We start from the raw sequence: 24,477 nt of genomic DNA, 5'->3' as shown, positions 1-24,477 counted from the left end.
CCTTTCTCCTTCGTCGGTCCGCCCCTGCATAAACCTGCGAATGCGGCCTATAAAAATGTTCTGCCCCTGGATAAACCCTGCACGCAGTGAAGTTTTTTTGGTGATTTCAAGAGGCTCAGCATGCACTCTCCGGCAAATGTCACCCAGTTGCTCCTCGACTGGCGAAACGGTGATGAGCAGGCCCTTGCCCAACTGACCCCACTCATCTACCGCGAACTGCATAGCCTGGCAGAACGCAGCCTGCGCAGCGAGCGCGGCGGCCACACGCTGCAGGCGACGGCTCTGGTCAACGAAGCCTACCTGCGCCTTTTGAGCCAGAGTGAGGTGCCCTGGAGCAGCCGGTCACACTTTCTGGCGATCGCCGCCCGCTCGATGCGGCGGATCTTGATCGAGCACGCCCGCAGGCGCAACGCTGCCAAGCGGGGCGGCGGCGCTGTCAAGGTGTCGCTTGAGAAGGTGGCAGAGCTGTCCTCGCCCGAGCGCGACGAGGAACTGGTGGCCCTCGATGAAGCGCTGGCTGTGCTGGAGACGATCGACCCCCAGCAGAGCCAGATTGTCGAGTTGCGCTATTTTGGCGGTCTGACGATCGAGCAGACGGCGGAGGCGCTTGCGATCTCGCCTGCGACGGTCAAGCGGCACTGGAGCGTGGCCCGCGCCTGGTTGTACCGCTGGATGAGTGAAGCGAGCAATGACTCCTGAAGTGTGGCAGCAGGTCAACGACCTGTTCGCCCAGGTTCTGGAGCAGCCCACCGAGGAGCGCGAGCGCTTCTTGGCGGCAGCCTGCAGCCCGGATCCGGCGGTGCGCCAGGAGGTCGAATCGCTTTTAAGCTGGCATCTGCAGGCGGGGGAGTGGCTTGAAACCCCCGCTTTTTCGATGGTTGGCCGCCGCATCGGTGCCTATCAGGTCGTGGGTGAACTGGGCCAGGGCGGTATGAGCGCCGTCTATCTGGCGGTGCGCGCCGACGAGCAGTACGAGCAGCAGGTGGCAATCAAGCTCATCAAAAGCGGCATGGAAAGCGAGGCGATTGTCCGGCGCTTTTTAAGCGAGCGCCAGATCCTGGCGCGTCTCGACCATCCGAACATCGCCAGGTTGATCGACGGCGGCACAACCGAGTCGGGGTTGCCCTACTTTGTGATGGAGTACATCGAGGGCGTGCCGATCGATGTCTACTGCGATCAAAATAACCTGAGCATCCGCGAGCGGCTGCAGCTTTTTCGCACCGTCTGCTCGGCGGTCCACTACGCCCACCAGAATCTTGTCGTTCACCGCGACCTCAAGCCCGCCAACATCCTGGTCACGGGCGAAGGTGTGCCCAAATTGCTCGACTTTGGCATCGCCAAGCTCCTCAACCCGGAGCTATTCGCCCAGCCCATCGATCCGACGGTGACAGCGATGGGGATGATGACCCCCGGTTACTCCAGCCCCGAGCAGTTGCGCGCCGAGGCGATCACTACCGCCAGCGACGTGTACTCCCTGGGCGTCGTCCTCTACGAGCTGTTGACCGGTCACTGGCCCTACCGCCTCAAAAACACCCTGCCCCAGGAACTCGTGCGCACGATCTGCGAGGAGGAGCCCGAGCGGCCCAGCCTCGCCATCTTTCGGCGCGAAGAATCCGCCGCCGCGACTGCCACCAAACCGCTCAGCAAAAATCGCGCCGGTCAGCTTGAGCGGTTGCGCCGCGCTCTGGTGGGCGACCTCGACACGATCGCATTGATGGCGATGCGCAAGGAGCCCCGGCGGCGCTACGCCTCAGTCGAGCAGTTCAGCGAAGATATCGACCGCCATCTCGTCGGACGGCCCGTGCTGGCCCGCCGCGACACCCTCACCTACCGCAGCGCCAAATTTATTCAGCGCAACCGGGCGGGGGTCGCCGTGGGCGCTTTGATCGTCGCCCTGCTGGTGGGGGGGATCGCAGCGACGAGCTGGCAGGCCCAGCGCGCCGAGCGCCGCTTCAACGACGTGCGCCAGCTGGCCAACTCGTTCATGTTCGAGATTCACGATGCAATCGAGACACTGCCCGGCTCCACTCCAGCCCGGCAATTGCTGGTCAAAAAGGCGCTCGACTATCTCGACAGCCTCGATCAAGAATCGGGGGACAACCCGGCCCTGCAGCAGGAGCTGGCCACCGCCTACAACCGCATCGGCACTATCCAGTGGAACCGCTACTACGCCAATCTCGGCAATGTGGCTGGAGCAGAGCGCAGCCAGAAGCGGGCGCTCGCGATGCGTGAGGCGCTGACGAGCAAAGATCCGAACAATCCAAAACTCCGCCTCGACCTGGTGACGAGCGACATCGCCATGGGCGATCTGCTGGCGGTGAGCGGCGATACGGCGGGAGCCCTCGCCCGCTACCGCACCGCAAAAGCACTGGTCCAGGCGGCGAAGCCGATAGATGTACCGGCCCGCCAGAAGCTTGCCATCGCCCACCAGCGCATCGGCGATACCCTGGGTAATCCCAACTTTCACAACAACCTGGGCGATCAGGTCGGGGCTTTGGTGAGTTATCGCCGGGCGCTGGCCATCCGCGAGGCGCTGGCAGCAGCGGACCCGAGCGACCTTGAGGCCAGGCACAAGCTGGGGATTGGCCACGAAAAACTGGGCGACATGCTCAAAGCGAGCGGCGACACCGTTCGAGCCCTGCAGCAGTACCGCCAGGAGCTGGCCATCTTCGAGCGCATTGCCGCTCAAGCACCTGCCAACACCGCCTTTCGGCGCGACCTCGAAGACGCCCGCAGCCGCGTAGCCGAGATGCTGCAGGCCACCGGCAAAGCGCCTCAGGCTCTCCAGTCGGCCCGCAGGGCTCTGGCGACTGTCCAGGCTCTGGCAAAGGCGGACCCCCTCAACGCCGGTGGCCGCCACGATCTGGCGGCTGCCTATCTCAACCTGGGCGATCGGCTGGCGGCGAACCACAACCTCGCTCTCGCTCAACAAAACTACCGTCAGGCGCTTGCCCAGTTCGAGGCGCTGACGGTGCAAGATCCTGTCAATGCCTGGAACCGCTACGACCTGGCCAGCAGCCATGTTCGCTCCGGTACGCTATCTGCTCAGACTGGTGAGATGACTTCTGCTCTCGCCAGCTTCCGCCGGGCCCAGGAACTCTATCTCAGCCTTTCCTTTCAAGATCCGGCCAACCTCCAGGTCGATCGCGACCTCAGCCATGTCTGGGCAAAGCTCGCCCGCGCTTACACTCGCCTGGGCAGCAACCAGAAGACGGCTACTTTAGAGCGGATCGCTGCCTGGCAGCAGGCCCGCTCCTGGTTCGAGCGTAGCCGGCAGATGCTGAACACACTCCCTATCCCCAGCACCTATGGCTACTACGACTACGAGGCCAGTGAGATCAACGATCTGAGTGCCCAGATTGCCGCCTGCGACGCAGCTCTGGTCCAGCTGGGCACAGCCCGTTAACGATCTGGTGAGCTACTTGGGGGAGCAATTTCGCTTTTATCTATAGACGCGATCAGACGGCCCTGCCCTGCTGCCGTCCGGTTTTCTTCTCAACGAAGGTCCATAGAAACGATGTACTATCTTGCGACTGGCGATTGCCGGTCTCTCACTGCGCCCGCCAGCGCTCGCTATCAGATTCTCAGCACCTCGCCCTGGGTCGTTCAAGATCTGCAGCCGGAGCAACCACCGGCACCGACCCTCGCTCATCTCATTGCTGAGTGCGAACCATACCAGCGGTTGAACGCCTGCCGTTGGGCAGTGCCGGAGGTGCTCGCCCAACTTCCCTCCGCCCGGCAGGCCACCCCCTGTATTCTTCTTGACAACGTTCCTCTCACCAGTGACGGTACGCCCTGGCCCACTCTGCAGCAGGCGTGGGCTGCAGCGGATCTCCTGCAACAGCTCGGCTGGCTGATGCAACTGGTACGGCTCTGGGAGCCGTGTTATCGGCAGCAGGTGGCAGCTTCTTTGTTGTCGCTCGACAACATCGGGGTGCTGGGCTGGCAGGTGCGATTTTTTTATCTCAAGCCCGATTCCCCTGAGCTGAAACTGACAGATCTGGTGAAGTGCTGGCGGCAGCTTGAGCCCCTTGCTCCCCAGCTTCAAACCATCTTCGAGGCGGTGAGCGCAGGCCAGATCGAGGCTGCCGCCGATCTGCTCGCCGCCCTCGAACAACTGGCCGCTGTTTGCGCTCCCTCGGCGAAGGTGCAGGCGGTCTTTGGCCTCACCCATCCTGGCGAACGCATCTACAACGAGGATTGCTTCGACCATGAGCCCCAGGGCCGCTACGCCGTCGTCTGCGACGGCATGGGGGGTCATGAGGGCGGCAGGGTCGCCAGCTCCCTTGCCCTCTCTGCTTTGAAGCAGGATCTGCTCTGCTTGAGCTATCAATGCCAGAACCTCGAAGCGACCGAGGTCCGGCAGGAATTGAAGCAGATTGCCTTTCGAGCCCACCAGCGCATCTGGGCAATCAACCAGCGCCAGGGCCGCCGCGAACACCGGCAGATGGGCACGACCGCCGTTGCCTGCCTGATGAGTGGGCCGCTCCTGCACCTGCTCAACATTGGCGACAGCCGCATCTATCTCATCGACCGCCACCACTGCCAGCAGATCAGCGTCGATGACGATCTGCTCAACCGCGAGGTAAGCTCTGCCCGCGTCACTCGCCAGACGCTGCAGCAGACAAAAGGCTGCGGCCAGTTGACCCAGGCTCTCGGCGTCATTCCCCCGATTCATCTGCAACCGATGGTGCAGACTTTTTTGCTGCCGGAGGATTGCCTGATTTTGCTCTGCAGCGATGGGCTGTCCGATTACGACTTCATCGAGCGCCACTGGCAGACACTCCTGCTGCCTCTACTCGAAAAACAGAACCTGCAGACCGCCGCAGAGAACCTGATCAAGCTGGCACTCCAGAAGATGGGACACGACAACATCACTTTCGTCCTGCTGCATTACCAGGGCCAAAGCGACAAATAAAAAAGCGGCTCCTGATACCAGGAACCGCCAGTCGATCAAGTGGAAGACCAGTTGAGGAAGAAAGGCTCGATTACTCGCGAATCACATTCTCGGGGCTGCCGGCATCTGATTCGTTGGGGGTATTTGGCCAGCGCTTTTGTTCGGGCGTCAGATCCGGCACGACCTCGGGCTTTTTGGCCCGCTCCCAGCCGGGGGGGCGCTTGGAGTTGTACCAGGCGACCGACCCAAAGGTAATGGCAGCCACAAAACCAATAATCAGCAAAATGATCGGTAAACTTCCCATAACACCCAATTCCGTCTTAGGTGCTTCCAGCCTACCGATAAGGGTGGTCAGGGTTCATCCACCCCGTGATATACCTGGCCTTCTCTCCCCAGAAAGAGAACTGCATCTGCAACCGCGCTTCCCACTGGCTGGCTGGCGGCCAGTGGGGGCGGGTCGGTGTTGTCCGCAGTGGAGCAGGTGCGTACTCTGGCCCTGCCTCAGGGTTTGAGCTGGTTGAGGGCGTTCTCGGCGTTGATGAAGCCGTAGCCGTCCAGACTCGTATAGCCTGAACCGATATTGTTGACAAAGGTACCCGTTCCCGTCTGACCGCTGCCGGTCGTCACCGTAAAGCTCACTCCTCCGGTGGCAATCGTCCCCTGGGGAATCAACACCCCCGAACCGAACAGGTCCGCCGAGTTGCCCCCGGCGGTCGAAGGCGGCACAAAGGCCGTCTGCTGCTCGTCGCGGTCGATACCAAAAGTAAAGAGCTTGCCCTTGGTAAAGACACCGGGAGTGATGCTCACCGTCAGCGTGTTGGACTGGCCGGCCACCGCCGGGGGCGGAGCCGTCGGACCCAGCACACCGGCAATGTCGGAAGCAGACAGACCCTGGGTGATGCCGACCGTGAATGGGAAACCGGGGGCGGGATTACCGCTGCGCTGATCGAAGGCGATGCCGGGTACTATTTCAGTCGGGTTGCCATTGGTGCCGTCAAAGAGGATAGAACTCACGCTGCCCGTGCCACCGACGGCGACGCGGAAGACGCGGGTATCGAACTGGGAAGTGGAATTGGCGTCGGCGGCGACGTTGATGAAGACGCGGGTACCATCCACCGTCAACTTGCCGGAAGCAAAGTACGGGTCCAGGTCGTGCAAGAAGGGACTCTTTTTGAGGATGGAACGCACCTGGGTAGGAGTGAGGGAGGTGGGACCACCATTCTTTTGCAACAACAGCGCAGCGATGGCAGCGGCGTGGGGGGCAGCGGCACTCGTACCGCTGAAGTTGGGGAAGGTGTCCGGGTCGCGGGTGTCGTCGAAGCCGAAGAACGTCGTGTTCACGTTGTCCGCTGCGGCGATGTCGGGCTTCTGGCGAATCTCCGGCCTGGGCAGGCGGTTGCCGCTCGGGTCGAAGTAGATGATTGACGGTCCTGGTGAGGTAAAGCTCTCCGGGATGTAGGGGGTGAACACTCCGTAGGCTGCCGTGCTACTTGCCCCTTTGGCCGTGTTGTGGCCGTAAACGGTCGGGTAGTGATAGGAGTAGTACTCCTGAGGCGCACCGGAAGTAAACCACACGTAGCGCAACTTGCTCGCCGGAGTGGGGGTGGCAGCTGGCGTGTTCGCCCGCGCAATCACCAACTGCAGCGACGTCAATCCGCTGATACTCGCGATCTCGATGGGCCGCAGGTTGACGATGTTGTTGTCCGCCTGTGCTCCGACAAAGTTGCCCTGAGAATCGAAGAAGAGCAAGTTGAAGTCGGAGGTGACGGGCTTGAGACCAATCGCCTCGTTCGCCACCAGCGTAAAGGGACCTGTCGCACCCTGGAAGCCTGAGACCTGGATGGTGTAGGTGCCGCTGACGGGCAAGATGCCTGTGAACGTCTCGGGGCTGGTGCCGGTGTCGATGGAGGTAACCGTGTTGCCGCTCGGGTCGATGATCGTCAGCACCAGGTCCACACTGCCGGTGGGCACGCCGTCGGCAGTGATCGAGACGCCTTGCCCTGCCGTAGCAGTCAGGGGAAAACTGGCAACCGGCTGAGCGGCAGTGATGGTGCCGGAGGTATCAAGAAGGGTTGCGCCCAGTTGGGGAGGGACGGTGTCGTAGGGGTCGTCCCACTGGAAGACGAGGGTGCCGCCGCTGCTGCTAATCGAGATGGTCTGAGCGATATCGAGTCCGCTGGCTTTGAAGTTGTGGAAGCCGCCAGCGTAAAGGGCAGGATCGACGCCGGTGAGCTTAATGTTAGTGCCTGTCAGCGACGACGCATCGCCCGGCACAATCCGGACCTGGGAAGCGTAGGCAGTGTACGACGGATAGTTGCCCGCCGAGGAAAAGTAGCTCACACCCTGGGCGGCCACTTCATCGACTGCTTGAGAGACGATGCCGTCGGCGAACATCGGCTCATCGAGGTAATAGATGTCATCGACGATCACGTTCGCCTTGCAGGGGCCGTTCGGGTCTGCCAGTGCCCGGATGTTGTTGGCAAAGTTGGTCTGGCCTCCGTCGGCAGTGGCGTTGCAGAGCTTTGCCTTGGGAGCCAGATCGTGGATGATCTGCAGCATTGCCCGCCCTTCGTCGAAACCGGTGCCGTCTTGAATCACCACCACCGGCTGGGTGTTGCCCAGGGGGTTGCCGGGACCGGGCAGGTCCCCCGAGGCGATGTCCTCGGCGGCATGAATCGTCAAAGGCTGGCCAGAGAGCGTCTGGGTGGCGGTGTCGTAGCTGTCGGAGAGGGCGGCGACGGTGATGCCGGTGCCGTCGCTGCCGGCGGGCAGTTGATCGACTCTGTGCTGCACCACGCCCTGGCTGGTGGTAAGACCGACATTGGTGAACGGTTTTGGCGAAAGATGAACGGCAGCCACCTCCGGCAGCCGGGCCAGTTGCGCCACCTTCTCAAGGGGCACGTAAGCTTCGATCACGCCCTTGCGGTAGCGGTCGCTCACAGCGCCGATGCGCAGCGCTTGAAACTCCTTGCGCGTCTGGAGGGTGCGCTGAACGTCCTGGAGGGGCTTTCTGCCGCTCAGCAAGATCTGGACGAGCACGCGGTTCTGACTGTCGAAGACGGCGATGCGGGAGTTGTCGATGCCGGGGCGCAGGGCGCTGCGGTTGAGCGTGCCGCCGTTGGCATTCGCCTGACGCACCAGCGAAGCCAGGCCGTTGCCGAGGTTGGCAGGCACATCGGGACGGGCCAGAACGGCGGGAGAGAGGCTGAGGCTAAGCGCCAGCAGAGAGAGAATGCAAGCCGGGGTGTGGAGGCGAGCAGGCAGAATACTTTTGTTCATCGCTGCGAATCCAGTGAGTCGTGCTACGGACCGCCGGATTATAGAGTTTCAAGAGAGTTGCAGACAAGCCCATTGTCAGCAAACTCGAACTTTACGCCGTAGCTGCGTCACTACAAAAGCAATCCGGGCGGCGGACTCTAGCCCAGCCGTTCTGCCAGACGGGTATAGCGCTGCATCGCCTTGACCTCGCGCACGGCGATCGCAATCGCTTTGCGGGTGCCGACCAGAACCGCCAGTTTGCGCGCTCGGGTCAGACCGGTGTAAAGCAAGTTGCGCGAGAGCATCGGGAAGTGCTGGGTGTGCATCGGCAGAATGCCCACCGGGTACTCGCTGCCCTGGGAGCGATGAATACTGATCGCGTAGGCAAGGGACAGTTCGTTTATGTCGGCGAAGTCGTAGGGAACGGTGCGCTCAAAAAATTGCACCTGCAGTTTTTGATTTTCAAAGTCGATCCCGGCGATCGTACCCAGGTCGCCGTTGAAGACGCCGAGGTCGTAGTTGTTGCGCAACTGGATCACCCGGTCACCGACGCGAAACAGTCGCCTGCCTCGATCGAACTGCTGGGTGGTGGGCAGGGGCGGATTGAGCGCCTGCTGCAGGACAGTGTTGAGGTGATTGGCTCCGACGGTGCCCCGGTTCATCGGACAGAGCACCTGGGCATCGGTGAGCGGCTGAAAGCCCAGGCGGGGCAGCTCGCAGGTGACGAATTCGCGGATACACTCGACGACTTGAGCCGGTTCTGTGGCCTCGATAAACAGACAATCGGTTCCTGCGCCCTCAAGGTCGGGCATCTGGCCGCTGTTGATTCGGTGGGCGTTGGTGATAATTCGGCTCGCCGCCGCCTGGCGAAAGACCTGGGTGAGGCGGGCAGTAGGAATCTGCGGTGAGCGCACCAGATCGCCCAGCACGTTGCCGGGACCGACGCTGGGGAGCTGGTCTTGATCGCCCACCAGCAACACCTGGGCCTGTTCGGGAATGGCCTTGAACAGGTTGTGGGCGAGCACCACGTCGATCATCGACGCTTCGTCGATTACAAAAGCGTCGGCGGGCAGCGGATTGTCGGCGTTGCGCTTAAAGCCCATCGTCGCCGGATCGAATTCGAGCAGGCGGTGGATCGTCTTTGCCTCGTGTCCCGTCACCTCCGCCAGCCGCTGGGCAGCCCGGCCCGTCGGTGAGGCCAATAGCACCCGCTTGCCCATCGCCCGCCATAGAGCCGTGATCGCCCGCGTCGAGAGGGTCTTGCCGGTGCCGGGGCCGCCGGTCAGTACCGTCACCGGCTGCTGGGCAGCAAGCACGATCGCCCGGCGCTGCTCGTCGGAGAGGCGCAGATCGTGGTGCTGCATGTAGCGCTCGATCCACGATTCGACGCGGGGCAGATCGATCCCGGAGGGCATCGGCCAGTTTTGCAACCGCCGCACCAGTCCCACTTCGCACTGGTAAAGCGAGGGCTGAAAACAGGCGATCTGCGCCTCACCTGTGCCGTCTTCGAGCCGCTCCGCCTTGATTGCCCCCTCGCGCACCAGGGAGCGGGCAATCTCGACTAAGCGCGGCGTGAGAGCGTCTTCCTGCTCCTCCAGCCGCAACAGGGCAATCGCCTGCTGCAACATCTCGGCCAAAGGCAGATAGCAGTGGCCTTCTTCGGTGGCCGTAATCAGCGCAAAGAGCAACCCCGCCCGCAGCCGCTCGTCGCTGTCGGCGGCAATCCCCAGGTTCTGGGCAATCTGATCGGCGGTGCGAAAACCGATGCCCCAGATGTCCTGGGCAAGCTGGTAGGGATTGCTCTGCACCCTTTCGATCGCCTCGTCGCCGTAGGTCTTGTAGATCTTGACGGCGTGCTGGGTATTGACCTGGTGCGACTGCAAAAAGAGCATTACGTCTTTGATCGCCTTTTGTTCTTCCCAGGCCGCCTGAATGAGGCGCACGCGATGGGCACCGACGCCCGGCACCTCGATGAGTCGCCCGCAGGCGGTCTCGATGATGTCGAGCGTCTGCAGGCCAAAGTGGGCGACGATGCGGCGAGCTGTCACCGGTCCCACACCACGAATCAGCCCGGAGCCAAGATACTTTTCGAGCCCGGCCAGAGTGGCGGGCCGGGTCTCCTCGTGGCGGTGAGCCTGAAACTGCGGCCCGTACTGGGGATGATCTTTCCAGAAACCCCAGAACTGCATCGTCTGGCCCGGCTGCAACTGGGCAAAGTTACCTGCCACCGTCACCAGATCACTGTGGCCCCGGACAGCCACCCGCGCAATCGTATAGCCGTTCTGGGCGTTGTGAAAGGTGACGCGCTCGACAACGCCCGCGAGCGTCTCGTGGCGCTCCGGTTCGGCCAGTCCATCGATCGTCCGCTGCATCGCCAGGCCCATGTCCTCCATCTTACCTGCTTGAGGACATGCGTCCGCTAAGTGCCCGCGACATGGACCACCACCTCCCGCTGGTGCCCCTGACGGCGGTGCTCCCAGAGGTAAATACCCTGCCAGGTGCCCAGTACCAGCTGACCGGCGGCGATTGGGATGTTCTCGCTGGTGTGGGTGAGGGCAGTCCGAATGTGGGCGGGCATGTCGTCGAGTCCCTCCGCACCGTGGCGGTAGGCGCGGCGGTCCTCCGGTACCAGGCGCGAAAAAAACGTCTCAAGGTCGGCCAGCACGTCGGGATCGGCGTTTTCTTGAATGAGCAGGCTGGCAGAGGTATGCCGCAAGAACAATGTACAAAGACCAGTCTCTATTCCCGCCTCGGCAACGATGGCTGCCACCGCCCCGGTGATCGCATAGAGGGACTGGCGGCCCGTCGGCACTTTTAGAACTTGCTGGTGATAGATCATCTGATGAGGCTATGCTCAGATTATTGGGCCTACGGTCGATGTCTCAGGAAGGCGTTCCTGCGGATAATTGATGTAGACCATTTTATTTCGAGATATCTCCGGTGGGAGGCCGAGGGAAGCGCTGATGTGGGAAAACCTTTATCGAAGCCTGGGCATGCACATGGGGGTCGAGCCCTGGGATTTTGCGATCATCCTTGCCCTGGTCTTCGTCGAAGGTGCCCTGAGTGCTGACAATGCCGCCGTCCTCGCTGCCCTTACCCGCTCACTGCCCACCAAAGAACAGCGCCGCCGCTCGCTGCGCTACGGGATCATTGGTGCATTTGTCCTGCGTTTTTTCGCCGTCCTGTTTGCTGCCTGGCTCATCCACAACTGGGCCTTAAAGCTGGCCGGAGCGCTCTACCTCATCTACCTCGCTCTCAGCCATTTTTTGAAGGGCCAGGACAATGAAGAGGGCTGTGAAGACGAGAAGGTGCTGATGAGCCACCCACTGGTGCGCGGCACCCTGGGACGGCTCTCGCCCTTCTGGCGGGTGATCGTGCTGGTCGAACTCACCGACATTGCCTTCTCCGTCGATTCGATCACAGCGGCGGTCGCCTTCAGCAACAAAGCCTGGGTGGTGATCGTGGGCGGCATCCTCGGGATCGTCACGATGCGCTACATCGCCGAGATCTTCATCAAACTCATCGATGTCTACGTGCGCCTGGAGGCAGCCGCCTTTCTGGCAGTGGGTTTCGTCGGCCTCAAGATGCTCACCGAAGTCGTCTTCGAGCTTGTCGATCACAGTTTTGAGACACCGGAGTGGCTTGTCCTGGGCGTCGTCGCCACAATCTTCGGCTGGGGCTTCTCCAAAAAAAAGCTTGAGGTAGAAGAGGAAATTTCGCTGCGTCCATGAAACGATTTACCCTGTCTTACCCAAAAACCCGCCGCGTCGAGCAGGTGGACGACTACCACGGCACGCTGGTGGCCGATCCGTACCGCTGGCTTGAAGATCCCGATTCGCCCGAGACGCGGGAGTGGGTGGCGGCCCAGAACGCGGTGACGTTCGATTTTTTAGAAGCAATAGCCGGGCGCGAGGCGATCAAAAAGCGGCTGGAGCAGCTGTGGGACTACGAGCGCTACGGCATTCCCTTCAAAGAAGGCAACCGCTACTTTCTTTTCAAAAATTCGGGCCTCCAAAATCAGAGCGTCCTTTACACCGCGACCGATCTGGAGAGCGAACCGGCGGTACTGCTCGATCCGAATACTCTGAGCGAGGACGGTACGATTGCCCTCTCAGGACTTGCCCTGAGCGACGACGGCCTCAAACTTGCCTATGGCACGAGCGCCTCCGGTTCCGACTGGCAGCAGTGGCAGGTGCGCGATGTCGAGACAGGAGCGGACCTACCCGATGTCGTGCGCTGGGTCAAATTTTCGAGTGCTGCCTGGAGCAAAGATGGCAGCGGTTTTTTCTACAGCCGCTACGACGAGCCGGACCCGAGCGCGCTGTTTCAAGAGGTCAACTACTTCCAGAAACTCTACTTCCACCGCCTGGGCACCGATCAGGAGCAAGATCTGCTCGTCTACGAGCGCACAGATCAAAAAGAATGGGGCTTTCAGGGCGAGGTGAGCGAGGATGGCCGCTATCTCATCATTACTGTCTCCCAGGGCACCGATACCAAAAACCGCCTGTTCTACAAGGATCTGAGCGACCCAGACGCGCCCATAGTCGAATTACTCCCTGAGGCGGACGCTGCGTATGCGTTCATTGCCAACGAGGGTCCCCTCTTCTGGCTGATGAGCGATCGGGACGCGCCCCGTGGCCGGGTGGTGGCCATCGATACGACGAAGCCCCTTGCCCTGCAACCGGTGATCCCCGAGAGCACCGACACCCTCCAGGGGGTGAGCCTGCTCGGTGAGCGCTTCTTTGCCGCCTATCTCAAAGACGCCCGTACCGAGATTCGCATCTTTGATCTTTCAGGCCAGTTTCTCGAAGCGGTGAACCTGCCGGGGATCGGTAGCGCCAGTGGCTTTGGGGGCAGGCGCAGCACCGGCGAGACGTTTTTTGCCTTCACAAGCTTTACGACGCCCACGACCATCTACCGCTACGATCTGGCGAGCGACACGAGCACGGTTCTTTTTCAGCCCACGGTCGATTTCAAGCCAGAAGACTTCTTCACCGAGCAGGTCTTTTACACGAGCAAGGACGGCACCCGCGTGCCGATGTTTATCACCGGCAAAAAGAATGCGCCCCGCGACGGCAACAACCCCACTTACCTCTACGGCTACGGCGGCTTCAACGTCTCGCTCACGCCAGAATTTTCTCCGAGCATCCTTACCTGGCTTGAACTGGGCGGACTTTACGCGGTGCCCAACCTGCGCGGCGGCGGCGAGTACGGCGAAGAGTGGCACCAGGCGGGTACCGTCCTCGACAAACAAAACGTCTTCGACGACTTTATCGCCGCTGCCGAGTACCTGATCTCCCAGGGCTACACCCGCAGCGAACAGCTCGCCATCGGCGGCGGCAGCAATGGCGGCCTGCTCGTGGGCGCAGTCCTCACCCAGCGGCCCGAACTTTTTGCCGCTGCCCTTCCGGCGGTGGGCGTGCTCGACATGCTGCGCTTTCAAAAGTTCACGATCGGCTGGGCCTGGGTATCGGACTATGGCAGCTCAGACGACCCGGAACAATTTCGTGCCCTCTACGCCTATTCGCCGCTGCACAACCTCAAACCCGGCACTCCCTACCCGGCCACTTTGATCACGACAGCGGACCACGACGATCGGGTAGTACCCGCCCACAGCTTCAAGTTCGCCGCCGCCCTGCAGGCTGCCCAATCAGGCGATGCGCCCGTACTGATTCGCATCGAGACCAGGGCAGGCCACGGAGCGGGCAAGCCCACCAGCAAGCGCATCGAAGAAGCCGCTGACCGCTGGGCCTTTCTGGCAGCAATTTTTACAAATGGACCCCTCACCCCCGGCCCCTCTCCCACAAGGGGAGAGGGGAGGATGACAAGCCTGCCACTGTCACCACCCGTCCCGTTTGCAGCTGCTCCTGCCAGACTCCCTGATTGTCCCCGCTTATCCCCTCCGCAGCCCAGTTACAGTGAACCCCCCCTCGTATATTGCTATTGGTTCCAAGGTAGCGGTGAGGACTGTGCCCCCCCTTGCGGCTTTGACCGCGTGGAAGAGATTGTCCCCCGCTATCAAGGACCGGCAAAGCTGAACCGTATCGAGTGGCACTGACCACGTATCACGAGGCTAGACTTTTGCCGTCCTGCGGAACTTGCCTACCTCCTCTGAAGCTTCAACTGGAGACACTCATGCAGCGAGACGGTTCACAAAACGACTATCAGCTATTTGTCGGTATTGATGTGGCGGCACTCACTGTCACTGCCGCCTGGCTGCTCACCCACGCAAAGCCTACCGCTGCCATCACACTGCCCCAAACCCCCGAAGGACACTGCCAATTGGCCGAACGCTTACTCGCCGTCTGTCCCACCGCCGCTGAGGTGTTAGTGGTCATCGAAGCCACAGGCTCCTACTGGATGCGACTGGCCACATTTCTGGCGCTCAAAGGTTTTGCCGTCAGTGTGGTCAACCCCGCTCAGTCTCATTACTTTGCCAGGGCACTGCTCAAGCGTTCCAAAAGCGATGCGCTTGATGCCCAGACGCTTGCCCAACTCGCTGCCGCCCTGCAACCTGGTCTTTGGCAGCCGCCGCCTGAGATTTATTACCAACTCCAACAGCGCCTGCAGCATCGCGATGCCTTGCTGCAGCAACGCCAACAACTGCACAACCAGTTGCACGCTCTGCGGCAATTTCCGTTGGTGGTGGCGGCGGTACAAGCGAGTCTGGAGCAGTTGAGCCACACCTTCGATGAGCAGATTGCGCAGATGGAAGCTCAGCTAGAAGCGCTGCTCGCCCAAGACTCGCTTTGGCATCAAGCTGCAACCAAGCTGCGCACTATCAAAGGCATTGGGTCTGTCACCGCTGGGTGGGTGTTGGTGAGTACCCTCAACTTCGGCTGCTGTGCAACGGTGGAAGCGGCGGTGGCCTACGCGGGTCTCGCTCCCCGCTCCCACCGTAGCGGCACCAGCCTTCATAGACCAGAGCGCATCGGCCATGCAGGCAATGCCCGCTTACGCACGGCGCTGTATATGGCGAGCTTGAGTGCGATCCGCTGCAATCAGCAGATTAAAAGCTTTTACCAGCGGCTACGAGCAGCCGGTAAACCGGCAAAGGTAGCGCTTTGCGCTGCGGCTCGCAAACTCTTACACATTGCCTGGGCGGTTGTGAAAACAGACACGCCTTTCGATGCAGAGCACGGCAGGTTGGTTTGCTTGCAGTAGGGCGGAGGAAGAGAAGAAAGGAGGAGGCTGCTTGACTCTCAATACCGTATCTCTTCTCCTCTGGCCTGGCGGGCACGCCCCCATTCGGGGGCAGGAGGAGGAGAGGCGGGGGGCAGGGGGGGTGTGGAGGGGTGGGGACGGTTTTAGCAATACCCAAAAAAGCAATCAGATAGCGACCACTCCCCAGAAACCTACCTCCCGCACTTCGCCCATCTAAAAGCCTGCAACCAGCGGAATTTGGCTAGAATGCCGTTGTCTTCATTACCCAGAAACTGACAATGGCTCCAAACCGGCTGATTATCCTTGACACCACTTTGCGCGACGGCGAGCAGTCGCCGGGTGCCACCCTCAACACCGAAGAGAAGGTGGAGATCGCCCGCCAGCTTGCCCGACTTGGTGTCGATATAATCGAGGCCGGTTTTGCCTTCGCGAGTCCCGGCGACTTTGAAGCCGTCTCCCAGGTGGCCCGCACCGTCGGTAGCGACAATGGACCGATTATCTGCAGCCTCGCCAGGGCGATCCGCGCCGATATCCAGGCGGCAGCCGAGGCGATCCGTCCCGCAGCCCGGCAGCGGATCCACACGTTCATCTCAACTTCCGACATTCACCTGGAGCACCAGTTGCGCAAAAGCCGCTCCGAAGTGCTCGCGATCGCTTCTGAGATGGTCGCCTACGCCAAAAGCTTCGTTCAGGACGTGCAGTTTTCGCCGATGGACGCTGGGCGCTCCGACCCGGACTATCTCTACACAGTGATCGAAGCAGCAATCGCTGCCGGGGCGACCACGATCAATATTCCCGACACGGTGGGCTTTTTGACGCCCCTCGAATTTGGTGCCTTGATCTACGGCATTCGCCAGAACGTGCCCAATATCGAGCAAGCCGTTCTTTCGACCCACTGCCACAACGATCTTGGGCTGGCAGTAGCCAATTCTCTTGCCGGTGTCGAGAACGGGGCGCGCCAGGTCGAATGCACGATCAACGGCATCGGCGAGCGGGCCGGCAACTGCTCGCTCGAAGAGATCGTCATGGCCCTGCACGTGCGGCGGCACCTCTTTAATCCGATCTTTGGCCGCCCTGCCGATGAAGGCGAAGCGCTCACCGCCATCGACACCCGCCAGATCTACAAGACCTCGCGCCTGGTCTCCAACCTCACCGGGATGCTCGTCCAGCCCAACAAGGCGATTGTCGGGGCAAATGCCTTTGCCCACGAGTCGGGCATCCACCAGGACGGCGTGCTCAAAAACCGGCTCACCTACGAGATTATGGATGCTGAAACCGTCGGGGTGAGCGAAAACCGGATCGTGCTGGGCAAGCACTCTGGCCGCAACGCCTTTCGCACCCGCCTGCGCGAACTGGGCTACGAACTGGGTGAGGCCGACCTCAACCGCGCCTTCCTGCGCTTCAAAGAACTGGCGGACAAAAAAAAGAGCGTCAGCGACTGGGATATCGAGGCGATTATCAGCGACGAGATCCGGCTTATCCCCGAAGCTTACCGGCTTGAGCAGGTGCAGGTAGTCTGCGGCGATCTGGGCATACCCACTGCCACCGTGCGCCTGAGCACCGCCGACGGCAGCGAGCGCACCGATGCCGCCGTCGGAACCGGCCCCGTCGATGCCGTCTACAGGGCGATCAACCGGATCATCGATCTGCCCAATGAACTCATCGAATTTTCGGTGCAGTCGGTGACTGCCGGGATCGACGCGATGGGCGAGGTGACGATCCGCGTGCGCCACGAGCAGCGCACCTTCAGCGGCCATGCCGCCAACACCGACATCATCGTCGCCTCCACCCGCGCCTACCTCAACGCCCTCAACAAACTCCACTTTGCCCTCGCCCACCCGACCCACAGCGGCGGCGTGCTCGGCAGCCCCGACGCCGCCGCTCAGAAGCTCTGAGGCGCATCGCATTCATGAACCGTGATAATCCACCACGGGTCATGGTAATGTTATGACTATTGGTTCCTCTGGTATCCAAACACACAATCAGGGCCACGCTTCATTGTTGGAGTTATCCGCATGAAAAAGTCCGTTGCACTCGGCCTCAGCACGCTTGCGCTGATTGCACTGAGCGCCAGTCCGCTATACGCCATCGTCGCCGGTGGTCAGACCTATTTTCTGGTCGTACCGCGACTCGTCGGAGCCACGACGACCAATGTCAGCGCTTCCTACAGGATTGCCCGCTACTCTTTTACGGTGAGTGTTCCATCCGACAGCGGCGAACCGCTGGGAGCGCTCTCGGTTGGCATTCCTGCCGGCATCTACACGCCCTACCCCGGTGAGGTGTCAGTAGTCGATGCCACCGGAGCCAGGCTTGCCACCCAGACAACTGCCCAGAGCGACGGCAGCCTGCTGATTACCTTCCAGCAACCGGTCGCTCCGGGCTCGACGGTCACGGTGCAGTTCGAGCCCATCCGCAACCCCAAAGGCGGCGGCACCTACCTGTTTGAGGTGCGCGCTCTGCCTGCCGGAACCAACCCATTCAGCTATTTTCTGGGCTTTGGCCGACTCGAGTTCTTCGTCGGCGGCGCAGGCAGCAGCGGCTAGTATCCAGCTCTTATATCCTTCTCGCTCGCTCACCTGCCCGGCGCAGGTGGGCGAGTTTTTGTATTCTTTACAAACCGCAATTTTAATCAGGGTTTTTCCCCCGCCGATGCGATCGAGATGCTACATTTCGTCGCTTGTTCTCAATATCCGTTTCATCCAGTTCAAAAATTGCTGAAGCGGTCAAAGTTTGCGTCGAAGATAAAAACCATCGCCGCCAATCCTGCCCAGGAGCTACAGGATGACAGACGCACTTATTCAGGCAATCCGTACTCGCAACCTCGATCAAGCCGAGCGCGCGGTGGCCCGGCTGCGCACCCGAATGAGCACCGAGCGCGTCGCTTCTTTGATCGTCACGGCCATCGAGAAATTGGCCTGGGAAGAAGGAGACACTCCCGCCGCGATGTGGCTGCTCAAAAACACACCCTAGCCGCCTGGACTACCGCAGACTGTCGGGGTCGATCCCTAACTCTCTCAGGTGTGCCAAAGGCTGAGCGCGCTGTTCCGCTGCCCTGTGGGTCTGCCTTTCTGCTTGAGCCTGTTGCTCGGCTCGTTGCACTTCGTTGACATCAGGATAGTGTACCCAGCGATGGGGCGAGACCGACATGCTGCCCCGGTAGTGGATGCATAAATAGCAATAGCTGAGCGTAAACTGTCCTGAGCTGAACCGTTCTGACTTCTTTGCTGCCGGACCAGCTGCAACCGGTGCTCGAATAGCTGCTGCAGCCTAGGGAGACGGCGATGGCCTGGCCGTCTCCAGGTTTGCAAGCTCCACTGGCTGGATGCTGCGCTTGCCGAAGACCACATAACTACGACCAGCAGCACCTTGAAGACCATTGCCATAGGCACCGGGAGCCCCGACTATCACATCGGCGAGTCCATCACCGTTGATATCGCCTGCACCACTGACAGATTGGCCGGATAGATCTTGTCCATTGCTGCCGTTGATAACAAAGCCGTCTGGGCTGCTACCACTCTCTATTGCCGATAGTTCCACAGGCTGGCGCTTGCGCTTGCCGAAGACCACATAGCTACGACCAGCGTTGACTTTCGCATTTGGGGCGGCTGTAAAAGCTCCGACGATCACATCGGCGAGTCCATCACCGTTGACATCGCCCGCACCACTGACAGACAAACCGGAGGCATCGCCTTCATTGCTGCCGTTGATGACAAAACCGTCTGGGCTGCTACCACTTTCTATGACCGATAGCGCTACTGGTAGGTGACTGTGCTTGCCGAAGACCACGTAGCTCCGACCAGCAGAGGATTGACCATTCGGGGCGGCTGTAAAAGCTCCGACGATCACATCGGCGAGTCCGTCGCCATTGACATCGCCCGCATCACTGACAGAGTTGCCGGATTCATCGAACATCAGGCTGCCGATGATGACGAAGCCCGCACCTCTGGTTGGCGTGACTACCTGTGCCTCAGCGCGTAACGCCTCTGTATCCAGTGGCAGCAGCATTGTGCTCAAAAGCCAACCCACACCGATAGATACACTCAACCACCTCTGCCGTCGTCCAGAGCGGTAGCGCGACTTGGCAGGGACATCCCAGTAGCTCGGTGGGCTGGGTAAGAAAGACATGCTTTGCTCCTGTGAGTAGAAGTGGCAAGGGTAGATTCGTGCTGGCGGCGGTAGCGCCCACAACTACAGAGGCTGTGAGCACCAGTGCAGCACAAGGTGAAGGGTGATGTAGCTCAGCGGCTGCAGTGGCCTGGGTAGCCAGAGCAGCCAGCAAAGCCACCCTGATTAGACCACATTCCCTAAAAGGGAGCGAAGGTGGGCGCTGGTGTAGCTGACGGTCGGCAGCTTTATGGCTCCAGTTTCAACTTTGCGCAGAGATAGGCTTCCAAAGTGCCGGTGGTAGATAAACTGCCAGAAGCTGGAAGGCTGATTCTCTCGTGGGTGAACGGCAGCTTTAGGCTTCCAATTTCGACGAATTTGTGTGTTAAATGACAACTGAGACTGTTGTCGTGCCCGCTATTTTGGCAAACGGCACCATCATCCGCATTGAGGCGAGAGATCTAGATGGTCGGCGGAGAGTTGGCATTCCCGACAGCCTGGCATTCTCAGAACTGACAACCTAAACCACTTCTATACTGTAGACATCTGTTCCGGCCTTTCAGGCAGCGGTTTATGCTCCAGTTCGATCCTTCGCTGCGTCTGCCCTCTTCCCGCGAGTTGCCCGACTCCGACGATACCCCTGTGGATAACGAACTACAGGACACGCTTCCTGGCCTGCTCAAGACGATCCTGGCCTCGTTATGGGACCAGCGCAATGACTGGTTTTTGGGGATAGATATGGGCATGTATGTCTATCCGCACGAACCCTACAAGGCGATCGTGCCCGATGCTTTTTTGGCTTTGAATGTACCGCGCCTGAGCGATCCGAACGGTAGGCTCAGCTATGTGTTGTGGGAAGAACGGGTGATGCCAGTACTGGTGCTGGAACTGGTTTCTAAGACCTACCGGGATGAGTACGAAGAGAAGCTGCGCGAGTACGAGCATCTGGGAATTCGCTACTACGTGATTTACAACCCGCAGGGTCGTCGCAAGCGTCAGGTGCTGGAGGTATACGAACTGATCGATGGCCAGTACGAACGGCTAGCAGGCGCTGCGCCTTTTTGGCTAGAGGGTCTGGGTCTGGGTATTGGTTTGGATGAAGGGGAGTATCAGGGTTGGCGTCGGGAGTGGCTGTACTGGTACGACCAATCGGGCAAGCGCCATCCGACACCAGAAGAAAAAGAGCGGCAACGGACCGAGCAACTGACGGTCCAACTAGAGCAGCAGCGGCAGCGGGCAGAACAACTCGCCGCCCTTCTAAGAGCACAGGGCATCGATCCAGACCAACTGGCCTGAGCTGCCCGCATCAATTTTCAGGTTCCAGACCTCAAGTTTCAGGCTCTGAACCTCAAGTTCCGGGTTCCGAACCCCATCTTCCAAGTTCGGAACCTCATCTTTCAGGTTCCAGACCTCAAGTTCCGGGTTCGGAACCTCAAGTTTCAGCTTCGGAACCCCATCTTTCAGGTTCCGAACCTCAAGTTTCAGGTTCCAGACCTCATCCTTCGGGTTCGGAACCCCAAGTTTCAGGTTCAGAACCTCAAGTTCCGGGTTTGGAACCCCAAGTTTCAGCTTCGGAACCTCAGACTTCGGGTGCTGGAGGCGAAAGATGAGGTTGCGAACCCCGCACACCAGTAATCGCAGTCCGCAGGCACAGGGCAAGCGCTGGGCAGTGCTCAGGTGGCCCGCACGAGCCACTGGAATTTGAAGGGTTTGAAGCTGGCGGTGCCTTTTGGTTTGCCGGAGAGGACCAGGGTATAGGGTCCGGCTTTTGGGAAGGTGACATCGGCCAGCAGACGGTCCTTGTTGCCGACTTCGCCTTCGACTTTGCCCTCGCGCAGCCCCGGCGTTAAAAGGGCAGCCCCGGCGGCTTTGCTGCCGCTGTAGATGGCGAGGTTGCAGTCGCAGTCCTTGAGGGGGACCGGTTCACCGCCGCGCTTGACCAGGCCGAACCAGGTGACGGTGGCGGAGCCCGCCTGGGGGTTGTCGTCGGGCTGAATGTGCATCAGCGCGCCGACGGTGCGGTTGGCCTTGAGGTCGTGGGCCTGCGCACCGGTAATTGCTGCAAAGACCAGTAGCAGTGTCAGGAGTGGCCGGAAAGCTTTGTTCATGGTGTTTTTATGGGTTCGGGTTTGTGGAAATCACGCCGCAGGCGATACGTTTGCTCGGTTTGGTGGCGTCGTGGATGAGCAGAGCTGTCCCCTGCTTTTGCAAGAGGGATTTAGATCCAAGGCTGATCTCAGGGTTGAGCACCTCGGCTTTGCCGGTGCCGTCCGCGCCGACGAGGAGTTCCGGCAGATCGCCTGCCATCGTCTCCATCGCCATGCTGCCCTTCATGCCTGCCATCTTGTGATCGCCCAGGTGGGGACCGGCGGAACGAAAGTCGGGCGCGTCGCACTTGCCGACGGCGTGGATGTGCATCGGATGCTTGCCCGGCTCCAGCCCCTTGACCTCGACGGTGACGAGCACGCCCTTCGGTTGCTGGACGAAGCTGGCGGTACCGACCGGTTCACCCTTTGCGTCTTTGATCTGGGCCGTTGCCTGGGGTGGATTGCCTGCCAGTACGGGTGCCGCTAGAAGCAAAGCGATCAGGGCAGGACTGAGAAAGATTTTCTTCATGATTTTCTTACTGTATCGGGAGCCTCTCTTCTTCAAAATTAAGAGGGAGAAGGATGGAGTGGCAAAAGACAGCCCGTCAAACTTCTTCTCCTACCGCCTCCTCCCGAAGGAACTGCTATGTTTTCCCCCCGCCGGTTCATTTTTGTAGTCTGCCTGGGCGCTTTTCTCGGTACAGGCTGGATGGTCGCCGCTGCGAAGACCGTCCCCGACAGGGCACAGGTGCGCGAGTACTGGATCGCCGTCGAATCCGAGCGCTGGAACGTCGCCTCCCATCCCGACGAACAGTCCGGCCAGCGCATCGCCCCTGAGCAGGCAACTTTTAACGCCCTGCACCTGAGGGCCTATTCGCCCGGCTTTGGCGTCGCTCTACCCGCCGACCCGGCCCTCGGTCTGGCGGGCCCGACGATCGAAGCGACCGTGGGCGATACGGTCATCGTTCACTTTAAGAACCTCGACAACTACTACCGCCAGCCCCACTCCCTGCACCCCCACGGCCTGCAGTACAGCGACGCGATGGACGGCTCCTACATGCGCTCGCACCCCGACAAGCCCGGAACGGCTGTGCCCTTCGGCGAAACTTTTACCTATACCTGGAAAGCGGCGGCGGATTCGGTGGGAGCCTGGGCCTACCACGATCATTCGGTGCAGCCGGAGCGCAACGCCGCCCTCGGCATGTACGGGGCGATCCGCGTCTACGATCCGAAGACCAGGCGGCCCGACCGCGAGTTTTTTGTCTTTCTTACGGGCCTGGAAGCGCCCACCAGTGGCCTGGGCCGCGACTTTGATCTCATCAATGGCCTCGCCTACGCCGGGAACACCCCGACCCTGGTGGCGAAGCGGGGCGAACTGGTGCGCTTCAACGTCCTCGCCCTGGGCACCGAGTTTCATACCTTCCACATCCACGGCTACCGCTGGATCGAGGACGGTCGCAGCGAGGACACCCACCCGATCGGTCCCGCCTCCTCCTGGTCCGTCGCCATCCGCGCCGACAATCCCGGCATGTGGATGTACCACTGCCACGTCGATCAGCACCTGCAGAACGGGATGATGGGCATGTTTCACGTCCTCTAGCGCGGCCAGCGGGTGATCTTGAGGGCGTCCGCCACCACCTGCCGGTTCGGATCGGCGGTCTTGTCGCTCAGGATGACGCTGCCCTGGCCCGCCTTAAATGCAAAGTCGCCGAGTTTGACCCAGCGCCCGCCCCAGACCTGCTGGTTGAGTTTGACCTCGGCGATGCCGTCGCCGTGGACGACGGTGTAGGCCGCTTCGCTCGTATTCTCCTGCAAGGCCGGATACCAGACCGCCACCTCGTAGCGCCCGCTCTCCGGCACGTTCAGGTTCCAGATCACCTGCTGGCTGCCGAAGCCCCCTACCGAGCGCAGGTAATCTTCGCCAAATTTGTCTTTCGTGTCGGTGCGCTTCTGCCAGCGGCCCGTGACGGTGACGGCAGAATCAGTGTCATCGATCTTGCGCTTCGGTGGGTCGCCTTCATCGAGTCCCAGTTTTTCGATCAGCTTCTCAGCAAAGACGCCCAGCGGGGCGATGTCGTAGGGCTCGGGCTGCCTTTGATCGAGGCCGTTGGTAAAAATGGCCAGAATCAGTTCACGGCCATTGGGGAGCACAATATAGGCGATGTCTTCGAGGGTGTCGTAGGCGGCACCGATCTTGTTCTCGTAGCGGCTACCGGGGGGCAGGCCAAAGCCGATGCCGCTCTGTTCGTCGAAGGTGGGCGTGGCGAGCAGGGCGCGCATGTAGGCAGTCGCCTGGGGTTCCAATTCGCCTCTGACAATCCGGCGCATCAGCTCGGCGCTCAAGTCCGGGCGCATGGCGTTGCGACCGCGCTCATCGATCGCCACTTTCTCCGCTCCGCCGGGCATTTCGCCAGAGTTGGATGGGTAGGTCTTGTGCAGGATGGTCTGGTTGCCCAACAGGTTTTGGGCTTTTAAAAAGTTCTCGGTATAGAGGCGGCGGCTGTACCACTCGCGGTAGCCAGGAGTATTGCTGCTGGTGGCCGGGCGGTTGGGAGCACCGGTGATCGCATCGACGACTTCGCCCGTCTCCTCGTTGCTCGAATCGACCACCATCGGTCGGAGGTGGGAATCGAGGCAATCCACCGGCTTGCCCTGGGCGCTGCACCAGTGGACGGCTGCCACCATGTAGGCGAGCTTGACGCAACTGGCCGGATAGGCGAGGGTTTCCCGGCCATAGGAGCCCCGCTGCCAGGTGCCGTCGCCTCTGGGCAACAGCACGACGACATCGAGCCGGTCGAAGGACTGGGTGGTGAGAAATTCGCGGCGCGCCTCCGCCACCAGCCGGTCGAGCTTTGGATCGTCGATCGTCGTGTCGGCAAGAAGAGCAGCCGGAGCGAGCCCCAGCGATCCAACGAGCAGCAATGTCCAGAAGATGGACTTCAACGATTTTCTCCTGCCGGACAGGAC

20 protein-coding genes are annotated in these 24,477 nt (G+C 60.8%); 11 read left to right on the top strand and 9 right to left on the bottom strand.

Going from position 1 to position 24,477, the window contains the following annotated elements; all coding sequences use genetic code 11:
* Positions 1-120 precede the first annotated feature (120 nt).
* The 3 genes from GKIL_RS16580 (at position 121) to GKIL_RS16570 (ending at position 4,918) form a co-directional block, all read left to right on the top strand.
* On the top strand, positions 121-699 hold the full coding sequence (locus GKIL_RS16580; RefSeq protein ID WP_023174933.1) for a sigma-70 family RNA polymerase sigma factor: 579 nt from the start codon (positions 121-123) through the stop codon (positions 697-699).
* Complete coding sequence (locus GKIL_RS22905; RefSeq protein WP_023174932.1) at positions 689-3,406, top strand: protein kinase domain-containing protein; 2,718 nt, start codon at positions 689-691, stop codon at positions 3,404-3,406. The genes GKIL_RS16580 and GKIL_RS22905 overlap by 11 nt, the downstream gene beginning before the upstream one ends.
* A gap of 111 nt (positions 3,407-3,517) precedes the next feature.
* A complete protein-coding gene (locus tag GKIL_RS16570) occupies positions 3,518-4,918 on the top strand; it encodes a PP2C family protein-serine/threonine phosphatase (protein WP_023174931.1) in 1,401 nt (466 codons plus the stop codon).
* A gap of 70 nt (positions 4,919-4,988) precedes the next feature.
* Here GKIL_RS16570 and psb35 read toward each other — a convergent pair whose 3' ends face one another.
* The 4 genes from psb35 to GKIL_RS16550 form a co-directional block, all read right to left on the bottom strand.
* Positions 4,989-5,201 carry a photosystem II assembly protein Psb35 gene (psb35, locus tag GKIL_RS16565; RefSeq protein ID WP_023174930.1) on the bottom strand — a complete coding sequence of 71 codons (213 nt, stop codon included), beginning with the start codon at positions 5,199-5,201 and terminating at the stop codon, positions 4,989-4,991.
* A 197-nt stretch (positions 5,202-5,398) separates the two neighbouring features.
* Positions 5,399-8,176: a S8 family serine peptidase gene (locus GKIL_RS22900; RefSeq protein WP_023174929.1), complete on the bottom strand. Its 2,778-nt coding sequence runs from the start codon at positions 8,174-8,176 to the stop codon at positions 5,399-5,401.
* Positions 8,177-8,313: 137 nt separating this feature from the next.
* Complete coding sequence (gene recD2, locus GKIL_RS16555) at positions 8,314-10,548, bottom strand: SF1B family DNA helicase RecD2 (protein ID WP_023174927.1); 2,235 nt, start codon at positions 10,546-10,548, stop codon at positions 8,314-8,316.
* Positions 10,549-10,574: 26 nt separating this feature from the next.
* Positions 10,575-10,994, bottom strand: coding sequence for a secondary thiamine-phosphate synthase enzyme YjbQ (locus GKIL_RS16550; protein ID WP_023174926.1), 420 nt, complete (start codon positions 10,992-10,994; stop codon positions 10,575-10,577).
* A gap of 124 nt (positions 10,995-11,118) precedes the next feature.
* Here GKIL_RS16550 and GKIL_RS16545 point away from each other — a divergent pair, with 124 nt between their 5' ends.
* The 6 genes from GKIL_RS16545 (at position 11,119) to GKIL_RS16520 (ending at position 18,289) form a co-directional block, all read left to right on the top strand.
* Positions 11,119-11,886, top strand: coding sequence for a TerC family protein (locus GKIL_RS16545; protein WP_023174925.1), 768 nt, complete (start codon positions 11,119-11,121; stop codon positions 11,884-11,886).
* The gene (locus GKIL_RS16540) at positions 11,883-14,213 is read left to right on the top strand and encodes a prolyl oligopeptidase family serine peptidase (RefSeq protein ID WP_023174924.1); all 2,331 of its coding nucleotides are present in this window, start codon (positions 11,883-11,885) and stop codon (positions 14,211-14,213) included. The genes GKIL_RS16545 and GKIL_RS16540 overlap by 4 nt, the downstream gene beginning before the upstream one ends.
* Positions 14,214-14,290: 77 nt before the next feature.
* Entirely contained in the window at positions 14,291-15,319 is a 1,029-nt protein-coding gene (locus GKIL_RS16535) for an IS110 family RNA-guided transposase (RefSeq protein WP_023171280.1), read from the top strand.
* A 272-nt stretch (positions 15,320-15,591) separates the two neighbouring features.
* Entirely contained in the window at positions 15,592-17,214 is a 1,623-nt protein-coding gene (locus tag GKIL_RS16530) for a 2-isopropylmalate synthase (protein ID WP_081705285.1), read from the top strand.
* 120 nt (positions 17,215-17,334) lie between these two features.
* The gene (locus GKIL_RS16525) at positions 17,335-17,862 is read left to right on the top strand and encodes a DUF2808 domain-containing protein (protein ID WP_023174922.1); all 528 of its coding nucleotides are present in this window, start codon (positions 17,335-17,337) and stop codon (positions 17,860-17,862) included.
* Between the two features lie 238 nt (positions 17,863-18,100).
* Positions 18,101-18,289: a hypothetical protein gene (locus tag GKIL_RS16520; protein WP_023174921.1), complete on the top strand. Its 189-nt coding sequence runs from the start codon at positions 18,101-18,103 to the stop codon at positions 18,287-18,289.
* A gap of 297 nt (positions 18,290-18,586) precedes the next feature.
* Here the strand turns inward: GKIL_RS16520 and GKIL_RS16515 are convergent, their stop codons facing one another.
* Entirely contained in the window at positions 18,587-19,363 is a 777-nt protein-coding gene (locus GKIL_RS16515) for an integrin alpha (protein ID WP_245595858.1), read from the bottom strand.
* A 633-nt stretch (positions 19,364-19,996) separates the two neighbouring features.
* Here GKIL_RS16515 and GKIL_RS16510 point away from each other — a divergent pair.
* Positions 19,997-20,719 carry a Uma2 family endonuclease gene (locus tag GKIL_RS16510; RefSeq protein ID WP_023174919.1) on the top strand — a complete coding sequence of 241 codons (723 nt, stop codon included), beginning with the start codon at positions 19,997-19,999 and terminating at the stop codon, positions 20,717-20,719.
* Here the strand turns inward: GKIL_RS16510 and GKIL_RS25355 are convergent.
* The 3 genes from GKIL_RS25355 to GKIL_RS16495 are packed head-to-tail and all read right to left on the bottom strand — an operon-like array spanning position 20,681 to position 22,039.
* A complete protein-coding gene (locus GKIL_RS25355; RefSeq protein WP_023174918.1) occupies positions 20,681-21,052 on the bottom strand; it encodes a hypothetical protein in 372 nt (123 codons plus the stop codon). The genes GKIL_RS16510 and GKIL_RS25355 overlap by 39 nt on opposite strands.
* A 44-nt stretch (positions 21,053-21,096) precedes the next feature.
* A complete protein-coding gene (locus tag GKIL_RS16500; RefSeq protein ID WP_023174917.1) occupies positions 21,097-21,531 on the bottom strand; it encodes a hypothetical protein in 435 nt (144 codons plus the stop codon).
* A 7-nt stretch (positions 21,532-21,538) separates the two neighbouring features.
* Entirely contained in the window at positions 21,539-22,039 is a 501-nt protein-coding gene (locus GKIL_RS16495; RefSeq protein WP_023174915.1) for a superoxide dismutase family protein, read from the bottom strand.
* Positions 22,040-22,156: 117 nt separating this feature from the next.
* Between GKIL_RS16495 and GKIL_RS16490 the strand changes: the two genes are divergently transcribed.
* A complete protein-coding gene (locus GKIL_RS16490; RefSeq protein WP_023174914.1) occupies positions 22,157-23,110 on the top strand; it encodes a multicopper oxidase domain-containing protein in 954 nt (317 codons plus the stop codon).
* Here the strand turns inward: GKIL_RS16490 and GKIL_RS16485 are convergent.
* Positions 23,107-24,453, bottom strand: coding sequence for a golvesin C-terminal-like domain-containing protein (locus GKIL_RS16485; RefSeq protein WP_023174913.1), 1,347 nt, complete (start codon positions 24,451-24,453; stop codon positions 23,107-23,109). The two genes, GKIL_RS16490 and GKIL_RS16485, sit on opposite strands and share 4 nt — an antisense overlap.
* Positions 24,454-24,477 lie beyond the last annotated feature (24 nt).

The sequence above is a fragment of the Gloeobacter kilaueensis JS1 genome, from assembly GCF_000484535.1.
Classification (GTDB): domain Bacteria; phylum Cyanobacteriota; class Cyanobacteriia; order Gloeobacterales; family Gloeobacteraceae; genus Gloeobacter; species Gloeobacter kilaueensis.
This window is presented reverse-complemented; position numbering and strand designations above follow the sequence as displayed.